Source organism: Mangrovimonas xylaniphaga, from assembly GCF_001280435.1.
Taxonomy (GTDB): domain Bacteria; phylum Bacteroidota; class Bacteroidia; order Flavobacteriales; family Flavobacteriaceae; genus Mangrovimonas_A; species Mangrovimonas_A xylaniphaga.
On record NZ_LBIP01000027.1, the window covers coordinates 39,433 to 54,157 of the forward strand.

11 protein-coding genes and 2 pseudogenes are annotated in these 14,725 nt (G+C 35.7%); 2 read left to right on the forward strand and 11 right to left on the reverse strand.

Annotated elements, in window-relative coordinates; all coding sequences use genetic code 11:
* Window positions 1-55 precede the first annotated feature (55 nt).
* The 8 genes from ZA06_RS16285 to ZA06_RS16325 all read right to left on the reverse strand — a co-directional run bounded on the left by ZA06_RS16285 (window position 56) and on the right by ZA06_RS16325 (window position 11,154).
* Window positions 56-1,918 (reverse strand): adenylate/guanylate cyclase domain-containing protein, encoded by a 1,863-nt coding sequence (locus tag ZA06_RS16285; RefSeq protein ID WP_053978559.1) that lies wholly within the window; start codon window positions 1,916-1,918, stop codon window positions 56-58.
* Between the two features lie 290 nt (window positions 1,919-2,208).
* Complete coding sequence (locus tag ZA06_RS16290; RefSeq protein ID WP_157503309.1) at window positions 2,209-2,997, reverse strand: DUF6090 family protein; 789 nt, start codon at window positions 2,995-2,997, stop codon at window positions 2,209-2,211.
* 250 nt (window positions 2,998-3,247) lie between these two features.
* Complete coding sequence (locus ZA06_RS16295; protein ID WP_053978561.1) at window positions 3,248-3,625, reverse strand: DUF1428 domain-containing protein; 378 nt, start codon at window positions 3,623-3,625, stop codon at window positions 3,248-3,250.
* Window positions 3,626-3,743: 118 nt separating this feature from the next.
* Window positions 3,744-4,301 (reverse strand): OsmC family protein, encoded by a 558-nt coding sequence (locus tag ZA06_RS16300; RefSeq protein ID WP_053978562.1) that lies wholly within the window; start codon window positions 4,299-4,301, stop codon window positions 3,744-3,746.
* Between the two features lie 145 nt (window positions 4,302-4,446).
* Window positions 4,447-5,307 (reverse strand): helix-turn-helix domain-containing protein, encoded by an 861-nt coding sequence (locus tag ZA06_RS16305; RefSeq protein WP_053978563.1) that lies wholly within the window; start codon window positions 5,305-5,307, stop codon window positions 4,447-4,449.
* A 212-nt stretch (window positions 5,308-5,519) separates the two neighbouring features.
* Window positions 5,520-6,158: a hypothetical protein gene (locus tag ZA06_RS16310; RefSeq protein ID WP_053978564.1), complete on the reverse strand. Its 639-nt coding sequence runs from the start codon at window positions 6,156-6,158 to the stop codon at window positions 5,520-5,522.
* A gap of 65 nt (window positions 6,159-6,223) precedes the next feature.
* Window positions 6,224-7,639 (reverse strand): sodium:solute symporter family protein, encoded by a 1,416-nt coding sequence (locus ZA06_RS16315; RefSeq protein WP_053978565.1) that lies wholly within the window; start codon window positions 7,637-7,639, stop codon window positions 6,224-6,226.
* Between the two features lie 1,091 nt (window positions 7,640-8,730).
* The gene (locus ZA06_RS16325) at window positions 8,731-11,154 is read right to left on the reverse strand and encodes a DUF5916 domain-containing protein (RefSeq protein WP_053978567.1); all 2,424 of its coding nucleotides are present in this window, start codon (window positions 11,152-11,154) and stop codon (window positions 8,731-8,733) included.
* A 175-nt stretch (window positions 11,155-11,329) separates the two neighbouring features.
* Here ZA06_RS16325 and ZA06_RS16330 point away from each other — a divergent pair, with 175 nt between their 5' ends.
* Entirely contained in the window at window positions 11,330-12,391 is a 1,062-nt protein-coding gene (locus ZA06_RS16330) for a sensor histidine kinase (RefSeq protein WP_168155241.1), read from the forward strand.
* Complete coding sequence (locus ZA06_RS16335; RefSeq protein WP_053978569.1) at window positions 12,384-13,115, forward strand: LytR/AlgR family response regulator transcription factor; 732 nt, start codon at window positions 12,384-12,386, stop codon at window positions 13,113-13,115. Before ZA06_RS16330 ends, ZA06_RS16335 begins: the two co-directional genes overlap by 8 nt.
* A gap of 128 nt (window positions 13,116-13,243) precedes the next feature.
* On the opposite strand, the gene ZA06_RS16340 is transcribed toward ZA06_RS16335, so the two are convergent.
* The 3 genes and pseudogenes from ZA06_RS16340 to ZA06_RS17040 form a co-directional block, all read right to left on the reverse strand.
* On the reverse strand, window positions 13,244-13,966 hold the full coding sequence (locus ZA06_RS16340) for an NAD(P)-dependent oxidoreductase (protein WP_053978570.1): 723 nt from the start codon (window positions 13,964-13,966) through the stop codon (window positions 13,244-13,246).
* A gap of 1 nt (window position 13,967) precedes the next feature.
* Window positions 13,968-14,360, reverse strand: a pseudogene (locus ZA06_RS16345) (serine hydrolase); the annotation flags it as partial.
* 123 nt (window positions 14,361-14,483) lie between these two features.
* A pseudogene (locus ZA06_RS17040) lies at window positions 14,484-14,725 on the reverse strand (hypothetical protein); the annotation flags it as partial.

The window sequence follows — 14,725 nt, forward strand, 5'->3', positions numbered from 1 at the left end:
AAATGTTTGGAAATTGAAATGAGGACGTTGTTTTCAGGTGATCTTTCAAAATCATTCATTTTTTTGAGACAAAATACATCTCGATTTCACCTTTGCCCTTTGCTTCAATCTTACCTCTTGGTTCAAAGACAAGGTCTTGTTCGTTTTTCAATAAGTCGTAGGTTGCTTGACTAATATTTACTTTGCTAACCTGCCCATTAGTTTCAATTCGGCTGGCCGTATTTACCGAATCACCAAAGAGGTCGTAGGCAAATTTCTTTTTTCCAACAACGCCTGCAATGACGGGTCCTGAATGGATCCCTATGCGCATGTTCCATTGAATGTCACTGTTTTTATTGCGTTGTTCAAGAAACTCTACCATGCGGAATGCCGCTCTCACACAATTTATAGCATGATTCGGATTTCCTTGAGGTAAACCACTTGCGGCCAAATAGGCGTCGCCTATAGTTTCTATTTTTTCAATGCCAAATTCATCCATGATATCATCAAATGCCCCAAAGATGTCGTGTAGTTCAACCACGAGTTTTGTGGCAGGAATGGAGGCGGTGAGTTTTGTGAAGTCCTGGAAATCGGAGAATAGTATCGTGACACTCTCAAACTTTCTAGGTTCAGATTTTCCCAATTCCTTGAGTTCTTGGGCCACCTCTTTGGGGAGGATGTTCAGAAGCAGATTGTCCGACCGTTCCTTTTCAATTTGTAATGATGCTTTGGATTTTCTAACGTAACGCCACCTCATATAAAAACTTCCAGCCAATAACAAGAAAAAGGCTCCAACTATTAAGCTGATGTTTCTTGTGTTTTCTTCGTGGCGAATATCCTCGTTATGTGCTTCCTGTAAAGAACGAGCTTCGGCTTGAAACTCCATTTGCTGTAGTTTTTTTCCCGTTTCTTGAAATTTGAGGCTATCTTGAGCTGTATGGAATAGTTCTAGGTAATAGAGGGCTTGGTCGTCATTGCCTAGTGCTTTGTAAATATCATATAAACAATGGCAACTGGCTCTTTTTCTAGGCAGGGAGTTAATACTTATGGCAATGTCATAGCCTCTTTGGCAATGCTTGAGTGCTTTTGGATAGTTTTTTTGCCTTAGGTAAATATCCCCAATGTTATTTACAGAAACCGCAATGCCATTTTTGTCTCCAAGCTGTTCGTAATAGGTCAGGCCTTTTTTGTAATTGTCCAGTGCCTTGGGATATTTGTTTTGAAGGTAGTACAGTTGTGCAATATTGCCATAGGTTTCGGCAATTCCTTTTTGATGATCAATTTGTTCAAAAATGTGAAGGCTTTGGGAGTAATAGTCGAAGGCATTGTTGTAATCCTCTTGATGTCTATAAATGTCGCCAATTTTAGATAGGGAGAGGGCTTCTGCTCCTTGGTCTCCCTTTTGCTGATTGATTTCCAAACTTTGCAAGGTATATTCCAAAGCTTTGGTATAATTTCCTTGGTTTAGGTAGATGGTCCCTATATTATTGAGCGTCGTGCCCATTTGCTTAGGTTCCTTGAACTTAAGGCTTTTGATGTAATGGTCCAGAGCTTTGGTATATTCGCCCTTGTCATGATACACACTACCCACATTATTATAGGCAATGGAAAGGGCTGCTGGATGCCCCATTTGTTTCGCTATTTCTAAGGCTTTGAGGTAATATTGAAGCGTTTTTTGATACTCACTTCTGTTTACCCATGATACTCCTTGAATGGTATAGCCCGCAAATTCCGCTCTTGGATACTTGGCGGTTTGTCCAAAGGCTACCAATTTTTCCGCAAGAATAAATGCCGAATCGGGTTGGGAAAAGAGGTAGCCATCCCAGATATAATCTGAATATGCTTTGGTTCTAATAGAATCCTGAAGGGTGTGGTCCTTCCAAATTGTGTATAGCGAATCGAGGTTTACTTGGCTTTCCAAGACAAAACTACTTAACATACATATTATTGAAGCGATGGTTCTAAACATTGCGTTTTATATCGGAGAGATACAATGGTTTGTTAAGATTAAAGATAGTTAAAGAAAATCAACTTTCAGGTATTCAGTATGTTTGTTGATTGTGCATCTTGAAAGGAGTCTTTTCTCTTTTTGCATGTTGCTTTTTATTACCGAAAATCAAGTTTGGTTTTTAACCCTAATCTTACCTAAGGAAATGGGAGCTGGATTTGCGATCGGAATCATTAACTTTTAAAATTGTTTAAGCAGCCCTTCATGTTATTAATTCTTTGCTAATCCATTGGTGTTTTTATGTCTGAAAGCAATTGCTCTGTATTTTTCTGGACTGTTTTGTATAGTTCCATATGCGACATGGCAACAACGGTTCGTTGTTCCAACAAATTGAAGAGGTGTAACGTATTTCTGTCTATAGAAAGTTCATTCTTTGATATTTGCCGTATGCGGCCCAGTGATTTTTCATTGAAAATAGCATTGTTTATTGTTTTTAGATCGCTATCGTCTTCATCTAAAATAAACGTGGTTTGTTTCAACAGTTCCTGTTGGTAAATAGCATCTACAATATGAATGTTGTTATTTCCAATTACCAATGAAATTCTTTTCAGCTCGTTGTAATATTGTATGATTTTTCTTTTGGTGGTCTCGTCTTGTAAGATTCCAATGGTTCCAGTTGAGATGAGTTCCTGAAAGGTGGTATTTATGGGGTTAAAGGTTTGCCTTGATACCAATGAATTCAGTTTCCCATAAATACTGTCGGCACCATAAAATGTTTGATTTACTGAAAAGTACTTTAAAAGATCCCTGCCATTTTGATAAAAGCTTGATTCTACTTCTATATAGTTGGTCAGTACTTTTGACTGATCCTCGAGGTCCACAATGAGTTCATTGATAATCTGTTTTTCCTTTTTGCGTTCAATCCTGTTTTGGTTCCAGTTGTTGATACTTAGGGCAATTAAAATTCCAATGACCACAAGAATGATTTCTCCTATGGCGTATTTCAAGTATTTAGTGGTGTTATTTTGCAGCATAATATTGTAGCGTGTTTTCCTAAAGAATTTTATCATGGGTTGGTGGTTGGTTGGAAACGGTTAATTTTTTTATTGGTTATGGGCTTGATGGCTGGATTGATGTTGAAGTGTTGGTTGTATTAAAGATAGGTAAATGGAACCAACTTTAGTATTTGCTAGTAATTTTTCTGCTGCGAGTTTGCTTTTACTTGGAGGAGGGGGAAGAGCTTGAAAAAGGAATGTTATGATATATAGTAGTATTTTTAATTATTACAGCGTATCTATTGTTTCTTATATTCTAACGTAACTATTTTGATTCAACAAAAGGTTTAAATCCTCCATAGGCCATTCTGCTGGCATCAAAAATCAATTTTTCAGGATTAGTCAAGGGGTCTACCAGTTCTTTTATTCTTGGGTCGGTTGGCACTTTTTGGTTGGCCAAATCACGCACTTCTTTTGAAGGGAATACCGTCCAACCAAAGATAACTTTCTCGTCTTCTTTGGCATTTACGGTTTCAATAAAGGATTGGGTTCCTTCCATATGTAACTCGTCACCAATAAATTCGAAGTAGGCAATTGCTCCGTATTCTTTCCAAATGTCAGCTACTTTTTCCGCGACCTTTTTATATTCCTCCAAATAAGCTTGAGGAATTGGAAAGACGAAGGCATCTATGTAGTTTGTCATGGTTTTAGTTTTTTGATTCTTTAAGGTCCGTTGTTATGGTTCTAATTTAGGAAATAAAATGGGCAAAATTAAAAAGAGGTCTTTGGCGGAAATACCAAAGACCTCTTTTTGGGTAAGATCAATTTTGCAATCCAACTTGAACATCCATGGGGTTGACAAGGGAGTTGAAGATTGGCGACTGCTTTGCCAAGGTTATCAATTCCTGTTTTTGAGCCTCGTCTGAACCTTTGATATCAAAAGTTACCCTAATTTGTTTGAACCCTTTTGGCCCTGTGGCATTTAAGCCTAGGAATCCTTTAATGTCTATGTCGCCTTCAATTTTAGAGGATACGCTTTCAATTTCAATGCCCCTTGCGGCGGCCAATAATACCATGGCAGTGGTCATACATCCCAATAATCCGTGAAGCAAAACTTCTCCTGGGTTGGCACCTTTGTTGTGTCCAAGAAGTACCGGAGGTTCATCATTGTCATAAATAAAAGGTTCCGTTCTACTGGTGTCTTCTTGACAGGCTCCGTAAAAGCCCTGAATGTAACTTCTGTTGTGTCCTCCGTCTATCCATTCGTTGGTGGCACGAAGTTGAAAATTTCCAATTTCAGGGGTGGTTTGAAGCGCTGTTACTACCGCGACGATATCTTCCTGATTAAATCCGTTTACTGTTTTTGCTAGAGTTTCCATACTTTGATATTTTATTGATTAATAAATGGTTACAATACAAAAGTATAGATGGAATGCCCCTTAGGGATAGGCGCAAAAGTCCATAAAATTGACAATTCGGTCCAAAAGGGTGAAAATGGACTTTTACAATTGTTTATTACTTAGTTTAAGCATCTCTATATTGTAGAGGTGTTACCGAAAATCGTTGTTTAAATGCCCTTATAAAACTGGAAGGCTCTTCGAATCCACATTCAAATCCAATGATATTTACGGCTTTATCGGTGGTGGTTAGGAGGTGGGCGGCAAGGTCGAGGCGCTTGTTGGAAAGCCATTTCCCCGGTGAGGTTTTGTAGATGTCCTGAAAATTTCTTTTGAACGAGCTCAGGCTCATATGGCACAAACTGGCATACTGCTCCAGATTTAAACAATAGGCAAAGTTTTCCTCCATAACCTGTTGCAATTGGGCGCTTTGTTCCTTAGTGATGGATAGGAGGTATTCAGCCAATGTTTGGTGAATGGGATTGGTAAAGATATTGAGCAACAGTTCTTCAAATTTAAGCTGGAGTAGGTTTTTGTCGGGATAGGAGGGGGAGCCCAAAAAAGCAGCTAGGGAATTAATATAGCCTTCCAAATACGTATCTAGCTGGACCCTGATTACGGCATCTGTAGGATGCTCTTCATTTGAAGCGCTTTTCGTAACAATAGCGGCAAACCTTTGAATGAACTTCTTAATAAATTCATCTGGGATGAATACCATCAAGGCACAATAGTCTTCATCAAAATATTGGTGCACCAAGTTGGCGCCTTTTTTTACAAATAGGGAATCTCCGGCCTCCACCACATAATCCTCATAGATGCTCCGCCACATTTTTTTTCCAGAGGTCACAAACACAAAGTAATTGGATTGGGACCAAATGCCAGCTTTTACTTCATTTACCAAACATTTGTATTCAATGAATAGCAAATCATGGATTTGAAGCTTTTTGTAATTGGTAGTGGTCTTAAGATATCCGTAAAGGTCTAGCATGGTTGTAGCAAAAAGCTGTTTTTAATGATAAGCTGATACAATTTCTTCAGTTTGTGTATAGTTTGGTTGCGTGAAAATCCGCTAGGATTTTCGGGTTAAGAAACTAATATAGTGAAGTTTCGAGGATTTTTCGTGAGGGCACGAGCACAAAATGCGAACTGGCGAAGCAAAATCGGAAGCAATGAATTATACACGGTGTTGTACAACGTTTTTTAATTTATTATTTGTTCGATTAATTCTATGTCGATTTTCTCGGTATTTAATTTTATATATCTATAAGATTTGACTTTAGAACTGTCCATTTGCAAAATCAAAATTTTGTTCTTATTCGAGTAAGCAATTCCATTGTCAAAAGTCAGATAGTCATTCCCAAATTCAGATTCCAATTCCGTTTTTAAAAGTCCTATTAGATTTGCTTTTCCTAAATCCGAATCTTCATTGAAAATTCTCATTTCTATTAGAATTTCAGATTCATCTTCGAATCTATGTTTGTTTTCTCCGTATTTAAAAACTACAATTTCGTTTATTCCTTTTGGTCCAATGCTGTCAGTAATAAAATTGTAACCATAAAATATTGAATCACTGATTGCAGGATGGTATTGATATTTCAATCCGTTATTTACACTCGTTGTTACATTTCTGTTTTTCTTGGACTTGAATTTCTGTAAGTCAATGGGATTTTCAAGAAAAGAGTTCAAATTTTGTGACTTTAAATATTTTTCCTGTTCAGCACTATCTGGGTAAGGAAGTAATTCAAACCTGTCTGTTTTTGTTGAATCTGAATTATTTTCAGGCGTATCTTTACAACTACTGCTAACCAATATTAATATAATTAAAAATCCGATTTTCATTGTGAGGTTAAATGTTGTACAACAGTGTTATAAATATAACTAATTGAAATGAAAATACTTTGTACTTATTTGTCCCTTAGTATTGTAGTTTGAATGGCGCTGTGCTTAATTTTATCAGGGAAAAGCAAACTACCCATTACCATGCTTACACAACTTATGGCCGTTCCGTAGATGGTAGCGTCTATTCTGGTTTCATACATAAAACAGAAGAACCATGTAAGACCTCCAATGATTATGGCAGCCCAGGCTCCTGACACAGAGGCTTTCTTCCAAAATAAACCAAAGGTAAAAGGCGCAAAAAGACAGACCAAAATAAGACTTAGAGAGGCTGCCACCAAACCTACAATATCGGAATCATCAAACGCAAAATAGCAAGATATGACTGCCACTAAAACAACGCTTAGTCTGGTGTATAGCAGTAACTGTTTGTCTGAAAGTTTTTTTACGTAAGGCTTGATCAAGTTTTCTCCTATCACTGTTGCCGGTGCTAACATTGCCCCACTTGAAGTACTTAAAATGGCCGATATCATCGCTCCATAAAAAAGGACCTGTACTGGAACACTTGTCATTATTTTTACCAAGGAAGGTATGATGTCTTGGCTATTGCCATTGTTCATTAATTCGGGATATAAGTAAACACCTCCTAAACCAATGATCAGTGGAATGCTGGGGATGACCACCATTAGAAAGGCTCCTAGGAAGAGGCCCTTACGTGCTGCATTTTCATTTTTAGCAGAAAACACGCGTTGATAGATTTCTTGAACAGGAATGGCTCCGGCAATAAATGCCAACAGAAGTGCTATATATTCAGACCATGCATCTAGGCCTCCTTTCGGAGTTAATTTAAAGAAATCGCTTGGCTGGTTTTCGAAAATTGGTACAATACCTCCTGTATTGTGTAATATTTCAAATAGCAGTATAAATAGGCCTAAAAGAATCATGATGCTTTGCACCATGTCTGTATAGGCTACGGCCCACATGCCGCCTATATATGTGTAAAACACAACTATTGAAGCGCCTATCAAAATTCCATAATTAAATGGGATATCCATGACCGCATTGAACAAATAGGCCAAGGCAACAAATTGTGCCGCGATCCAGTGGGGGTAGGAGAACACCATTAAAAGAGAAGAGGCGGCTTCAAGATTTTTGTTATACCTTCTTCCGAAGAAATCATTTATGGTAACAATATTCATTCGGTACAGTTTTCGGGCGTAGAACTGTCCAACAATAAACAAACAAATCCCACCTGATAAGGTTAGCGTGATGTATGAAGTAAAGCCATCTACAATGAAATATCCGGGATTTCCCATAATTTGACTGCTCCCAAACCATGTAGCAAATAGGGTGACGCCAACAAGCGACGTGGAAAGGCTTTTCCCTGCAAGGGCAAAATCTCCAGAAGTTTTTATTTTTCGGGAAGCCCAAAATCCAATTCCAAGCGTGATTAATAAGTACCCTATTATGAACAAACTTACCATTGGCGGATTTTGGATTGGTTAGAATTTATTTATGTCATTGAAGCAGTTTGTGTAATACGGCGGTTGGGGCCTTAAGTTGCTTAAAGATAAGGAAATCCAAAGATATGAACTATTCCTTTTGCTGTGAGTAGTTATTTTTTAGTTTATAATATTGGGAGTATTTAAGAGCTTTCTGTTTTTATGAGTCCGCACGAATATGCAATTCCGTTTTGGAATTATCAAAATCTGTTCAATCAGAAGTGAATTCTGGCTTGTTTTCGAATCTGTCTATGGAAATATGGAACATTTTCTACTTTAATTTTTTGATGACTATTGTTTACAAAAGTTCCGATTATTAATGGTATGTTAAAAGTTATGATAATTATGTGATAAAAAAATATCACATCAAAATAACTTGCTGGTACTTTCTTGAAAAATAAACACAAATAGCCAGTATTTAAAGAGCTTTTAGGTATAAAAGTAAAGTAGTAAGTATTGTTGTAGTGTGATTAAAACTATTAATACGGTGTTTATTGTTACCTCAAGTAACGACCATTTTATTTGTAGTGAGGCATCTTCTGTTATTGCAGGAAAGAACGATACAAAACAATGGAAAGCCCTGCCATAAAAATAGCGGTGAATATGTACTTGTTATATTTTGCAAGCCAGTTTGGGAGGAAAATGTCAAAATTGTCCTTGGTAGAGTCTGAATACTTTCTGGCTAGCAAGGTAAGGGGACAGAACATTCTGAAGATTAAAAGCGTTAATCCTTCAACTAGAACCAAAGCAATACAGGTCCGGGTGTAAAAATTAATATTATTGGTTATTCCACAATACAGAATATAGAAAATTATTGTAGCAAAAAACACCCAGATTATGGTATGGAATAGCTTGATGGTTAAGAGTTTTTCTTCGGGTGTCAAATTTATAGTGTTACTAGGCCTTTTTACCTCCCTTAAATTTATAAAAGCGAATGTTTAAAGGTTATTTTTTCTCAAATTAATTATTATAAAAGCTTGCTGGTTGACTATGGATTCTAGATCATAATTTTACAAATACAACGGAGCCGTAGCTTTTATTATTAAATGATTTATTCTAACATTAAAAAATCTTTAAAATAGCCTATTCCAGTCTAAGTAATAAATTAATTTAATGGCCAATTGATTTGTTTGGTCGCTTTTCCAAGTATTGTTTAAGTTCCCAAAATAATTTTGATCAATCTCGTTTGAATAATTACTAATTCCATTTTTCCAAATTAGACTGAGATAACTTCCAGGGGCAAATTGCCAGTTAAATACGAAATCTATATTAAAGACATTATAATTTATATCATCGTAAGCGATATCGTTTGGGATATCATTATTCATGGTTCCATCCTCGTTAAGTAGATAAAATTGTTTGTAATTAATTGGAGCCCAATAGTGTCGAGAGCGTAGAGAAAGCGAAATGTATTCGTTGAATAGATAGCTGAATTCTAGTGTGTTGGTGATATATTTGGCATCATATCTTCCGAAATAAATATCAGAATCACTTATATTGCCAACGTATGTGTAGCCATTTTTCAAAAAGGTAACAGCTGAGGTTAGTTCAAGTTTCATTTTGCTGTTGATTCTAAATAAAGGACTTAAAGATAGGTTAGACGCCATTTTATTCTGTTCAAACGTTCCCCAATAATCTGCAGCTACAGAAATGGATAGGGCTCTTCTTTGATCTGTTTGTATATTGAATCCGGTATAGGCAGCAGTTGGTTCCATGAATTTTTTACCTTCGACCCTAGGTTCGTTATAATCGTATTTATTTACGGGAGTTCCTCCAATGTAAAGACTTGTTTTCCAGTTGTTTTTAAATAAAATTGTACTTTGAGCGTCAATCTCAAACGAAGCAAATTTTGTTGGATTGTATAAATAATTATTAGAAAAAGTAATATTGTTATACATGCTCAATATATGCCCGAAGGGCTCATAAATGTTATATTCAAACACAAAACTATTCACAATTTTGTTGTTATTATCCAAGTATCCTAAGTAGTTTGGATTGTACTCATCGTCAATGATTTTATGGGTAAGCGCATATCTAAAATTCCCTTTTATCTTATTGAATGATAGATTGTAATAGTATCCTAAAGAGATTTCACCCTCATCGACATAGCTCATTGCAGCTTTTCCGAAAATGGCATGAGAATTAGATTTATTTGTGAAAGTAAAATCGGTTCCAAAAACATCCGAAACTATGTCAGAGTCGGTCTCATAATAATTCGTATTAATGAAACTTATTGTATTGGTGTTTTTTAACGACTTATCAATGACCATAACATTGTAATTTGTTAAACCTTGCGTTTTGAATTTTCTTGAATCGCCACTAATTGTATCTTTTATGCTTGCATTTGTATTTGCCGTAATTGCATTTAGAAAACCAATGGCCAATCCTTTTTTGTTTCGCCCCGATATTTTTGTTGCATTCATAATTTGAGTTTCATCAGGGTTTTCTGAGACAATTTCATTTTCATCCAAATTAGAATAGACATCACTGTATTTAATTGGAGTGGTTCCAATTCGCCTTGAATAAAAAACATTTGCTTTTCCAAAAAGCTCTGATCCTTCGGTAAAGAATGCTCGTTTTTCGTCGTAATAAGTTTCTACACTCGAAAGGTTTAAGATTTCATCATCAGATTGAACTTGTCCAAAATCGGGCACTAATATCATATCCAAAGTATGGCTTTTACTTAAACCTAATTTTAAATCCATGCCGCCTTTAAATTCTGAATCCCAATTATTTGTGTTTCCATTATGCGTTTCGGAAAAAGAAACATAAGGCATAAATGAAAGCCTGAGCGGCGGATTTATATCCGAAATTCCCGAAAGCAACCCTGCTTGGTGAACGGTGCTTTCTTCTTTTTGGTTAACATAATTCCAAGAAACCCACTCTTCGTTTCGTTTTATACAGCGATACAAATGCATACCCCACACTTGATTTTCTGCTTTTGGAATTCGCAAAGACGAAAATGGAATTTTTATCTCTGCCGACCAACCATTCTCCGAAATAGTTACATTGCTATACCAAATAGCATCCCAAGTTTTGTCCCAATTAGAGTAGGTTACCTTTTCGTCGATTTGCACATTTGAAGCCGAAAGTTTAAAGGCGTAAAGCAATTGGTTGTCGTTGTGCGGATTCAGTTCAATGATAAATAAATCCGAATTTATGTCATCATCTTCAGAGTCTCGTTCCCCTAAATCGTGTTTAATCCCGCTAGGGTTGTCATCAAAAAGCATTGCTCCAACATAAATAGCGTCATCGTCATAACAAATTTTCACTTCCGTTTTTTGACTTGCCTTTCTTCCATTGTGCGGAATGGTTTGCGTGAAATTGGTCGCAATCATATTGGTGTGCCATGCGTCGTCGTCTAGAATTCCATCAATTTTCGGAGGGTTACTTATTCTATAAGTGGTGTAATTCTTTTTTTGTGGAACAATGCTCTGTTGTGCATATAAAAAACTATGCAACAATATAAAGAATGAGACCAGAATCGGGGTTTTCATTTTGAATTTTACCCAAATGAACTCCAGAAAATTCAGTTAAAAAAATAAGTTTCCTAAATGGAATTTTAATTGCATAGAAAACATATTGGCTTGTGTTTATGTCATTTGTGCGCAATAAATGTTGTTGGTGAAAATCATAGTCATATTTAGATATTTTGTATTAAACTTGTGGAATATGCTAAATACATATTCAATATCGGATAGAATTAAGCAAAAAACCGGGATTCCGAAGTGGTTGCAACACGTGATTTATTGGTTTTTATGGTGCGCATTTTGGGCTTTAATGTGGGGGACTTACGATAATGATTATATTAAAACATCCTACAATCAGATAATTGAATTGCCGTTTAAACTCGCTTTGGTTTACCCTGTTATTTATTGGTTAATGCCGAAATATTTTGCTAAGTCTCAATATATTTTGTTTACAATCAGTTATTTAGTTTTATTGTTTGTGGTTGGAGTAGTAACCAAATATGTTACTTATATTACTGTAGATCCGTTTTATTTTAAAGAACATTTGCAAAACGGCCCGTTTAAGTTTACAGATTTGTTGAATATGATACTTACGCTCAACACTTCCGTAATCATTCCATTTAGTGTTAAAGTGGTTGAATATTGGTTGCAACAGCAGCAAAAAAGCTCGGAGCTTGAACGCGAAAAATTGCAAGCGGAACTCAAATTTTTAAGAACTCAGATAAATCCACATTTTTTGTTCAATGCTTTGAATGGATTGTATGCCATGTCGCTAAAAAACTTAGCGCAGACTTCTGATGGTATAGTTCAGCTGTCTGATATAATGAGGTATATAATTTATGAGGCAAATGAGTCTAAAATAAATATCGATAAGGAATTACAATTTTTATCGAATTACATTGCTTTTGAAAAATCTAGAGGTTTGAGTGAGGTAGACATAAGTTTTACGGTAAATAACCAACGTTCGGGTTATATCCCACCATTGCTTTTCATTCCTTTGGTTGAGAATTCGTTTAAACATGTGAAAGCTTTTGGGAGTGATAATCCTTGGATTTCTATTCAGTTTTTTGCGGATTCAGAAGAGATTAAATTGTTGGTAGAGAATAGTATTGGAACAGAAAAAATTAATGAGCAAAAAGGAATTGGAATCGAGAATTTAAAACGGCGATTAGAAATATTATTTCCCGATAATCATCGGCTAGATATAACCCAAACAGACTATTCATTTTTAACTATATTGAAAATATTTGATAGGAATGAGTGAACTAAAAAAAATATCATGTTTAATCGTGGATGACGAACCATTGGCTCGCGAGATTATTGATGATTATTGTTCTAAAATTGATTTTTTACATATAGTTGGAACCTGTAGAAACGCGATTGAAGCTCAGAAATTCATGCTGAACAATCAAATTGATTTGCTGTTTTTAGATATAAATATGCCACATATTTCTGGTATAGAATATCTGAAGCAGTTGAATCCAAAACCAATGGTAATTTTTACAACGGCATATTCTGAGTACGCTCTAGAAAGTTACGATTTGGATGCGATTGATTATTTGGTGAAACCAATAACATTCCAGCGATTTTTTAAATCTGTACATAAGGCGGCCAAATGGTTTGGTGTGTTAGAAGAAACTTCACAAATCATGGCAAAAGAAGAAAATCAAAATGATTTTCAAGAAGCGTTTATGTATTGTAAAACGAACGATAAGGTTGTTAAAATCATGATGAATGATATTTATGTTGTTGAAAGTTATGGGCATTACGTGAAAATTCATACAGATGAAAAACGATTTGTAATCCATCAAAGTATAAGTCAGACAGAGGAACGATTATCGAAAAATTTTATTAGGGTTCATCGTTCATTTATTGTGAATTCAGATAAGATTCTGGCATACAATCACAGTGAGATTGAAACTGAAATAATGAGAATCCCGATAGGTAGAAGTTATAAAAAGCTTTTTTATCAGAAATTAAATAATTAACTTAATTTTCAGGGTTCTGTCTCATCTAATTTAGTCGCATCTGAACAAGATGTCAAGACCATTAGCGAAAAAATAAAGGAGTATATGTTTAAACTCATTCTTGTTTTTTTATTTACAATCTAAGTTATTCAAGATTTAGAATAAATTACGGGCATTTGCCCTTTCCATGTATTCCAAAGCGTATCGTTATTGATCAATTCGGACATAAAATGCCCTACATTTATTCGGCTTATGGTTCCTGCATCAAAGATGGCACTTCTTATTGGTGAAGGAAAGGCTTCATATGCAGTAACTTCCTCTTCATTTATTAAGCCATCCGGTCTAACGGCAACCCATTCAATGTACTTATTTTTCTGAGCAATTTGTGTCCTTAAATAATCGGCTGCTTTCTCGTTATCCACATGTGGCGGCAATAATAATCTAAGAAGTCCAATAACACATTTTTGAGCAAATGAAATGGGTTCGTCTAAATCGCGATTACTGTTTCCAGAACTGTTCATTAAAACAAACTTGATAGGGCTTTGGGGCTGATTGGAGTTGATAGCATTACAAAGTCGTTCAGTGGTGTCTCGTACAAGTTGCCTCGGTTGGCCATACATCCCTTTGAAAGTCATATTGTGTCCTAGGCAGGATGCAACGGCATTACAATCTTTGGTGTACTCGCTCATTTCATGGTCACTTAATTCTAAGATGCTTGCAGTAATCATCCCTAAATTTTCATTGTTGTACCAGGATTCAGGTAAGCCTTCTTTTGAGCGCACAACAACTTTAACTTTATTTCCCTGTAATAAAAGCTGATTTACCAACTGTCTTCCTGTGGCACCACTTGCACCGACTACCAATATTGTCATTTTATTTCTGTTTCTTTAAAATTTTATAAATTCTATTATTAATGATTTCTGATAAGTTCCAATTGTACAGTTTGGAGTCGGTTGTGTTGTAGAATTCAACAATAACAGCATCAATATCTTTATGGTATTTTGCAAAACTCTGGTAACCTGGGACCCAACCGGAATGTTCAAATTTATAAATGGAAGCATATATTTCCTGTTCTCCCGGTTCAAATAATGATCCATCATTCAATGCCCTTAGGAAAGTGCCCACGTCTTCTACGGTGGCTAGCATACCATGTTCGTCTGCCTTTAAATCATGGGGATGGCCCACATGGTAACCACTCATTACATTGTCCATATCTACTTCACTTAAAGAACCAAAAGTGCTGTTTAGATGCAAGGGGGATAAAATTAGATCCCATTTATGGTCAAAAAAAAGGCTGTTTTTAAGGTGTTTTTTGTCAAATAACGGTTATTGATGTTATTGGCAAGTATATGGCTCGTTTTAATGAGCTATATAGATTGTGATGTCTTGTTATTCAATTTTTTTGGCTTTTATTTCCCCATTTGATAAAATTGTAAGTTGAGAAATATTTTTATTCTCATCCATATTAAATACAATCCTTATTCCATAATCAAAGACATCAAATGTATTCTCATTAACGGCCGTCAATTCTACTTTTATTTGGTTAGTTATTTGAGCAAATATTTTTTCACCTTCATTAAAAATGGTTAAATAGAATTCAGGTCCAAGTTCATATTTACCAAGGTATTTTT

Excerpts from the sequence above, each read along its gene's own strand:
- ZA06_RS16330 (WP_168155241.1), top strand. The coding sequence starts at position 11,330 with ATGCTAAATACATATTCAATATCGGATAGAATTAAGCAAAAAACCGGG.
- ZA06_RS16325 (WP_053978567.1), bottom strand. The coding sequence starts at position 11,154 with ATGAAAACCCCGATTCTGGTCTCATTCTTTATATTGTTGCATAGTTTT.
- ZA06_RS16300 (WP_053978562.1), bottom strand. The coding sequence starts at position 4,301 with ATGGAAACTCTAGCAAAAACAGTAAACGGATTTAATCAGGAAGATATC.
- ZA06_RS16340 (WP_053978570.1), bottom strand. The coding sequence starts at position 13,966 with ATGACAATATTGGTAGTCGGTGCAAGTGGTGCCACAGGAAGACAGTTG.
- ZA06_RS16310 (WP_053978564.1), bottom strand. The coding sequence starts at position 6,158 with ATGAAAATCGGATTTTTAATTATATTAATATTGGTTAGCAGTAGTTGT.
- ZA06_RS16335 (WP_053978569.1), top strand. The coding sequence starts at position 12,384 with ATGAGTGAACTAAAAAAAATATCATGTTTAATCGTGGATGACGAACCA.
- ZA06_RS16295 (WP_053978561.1), bottom strand. The coding sequence starts at position 3,625 with ATGACAAACTACATAGATGCCTTCGTCTTTCCAATTCCTCAAGCTTAT.
- ZA06_RS16305 (WP_053978563.1), bottom strand. The coding sequence starts at position 5,307 with ATGCTAGACCTTTACGGATATCTTAAGACCACTACCAATTACAAAAAG.
- ZA06_RS16315 (WP_053978565.1), bottom strand. The coding sequence starts at position 7,639 with ATGGTAAGTTTGTTCATAATAGGGTACTTATTAATCACGCTTGGAATT.
- ZA06_RS16290 (WP_157503309.1), bottom strand. The coding sequence starts at position 2,997 with ATGATAAAATTCTTTAGGAAAACACGCTACAATATTATGCTGCAAAAT.
- ZA06_RS16285 (WP_053978559.1), bottom strand. The coding sequence starts at position 1,918 with ATGTTAAGTAGTTTTGTCTTGGAAAGCCAAGTAAACCTCGATTCGCTA.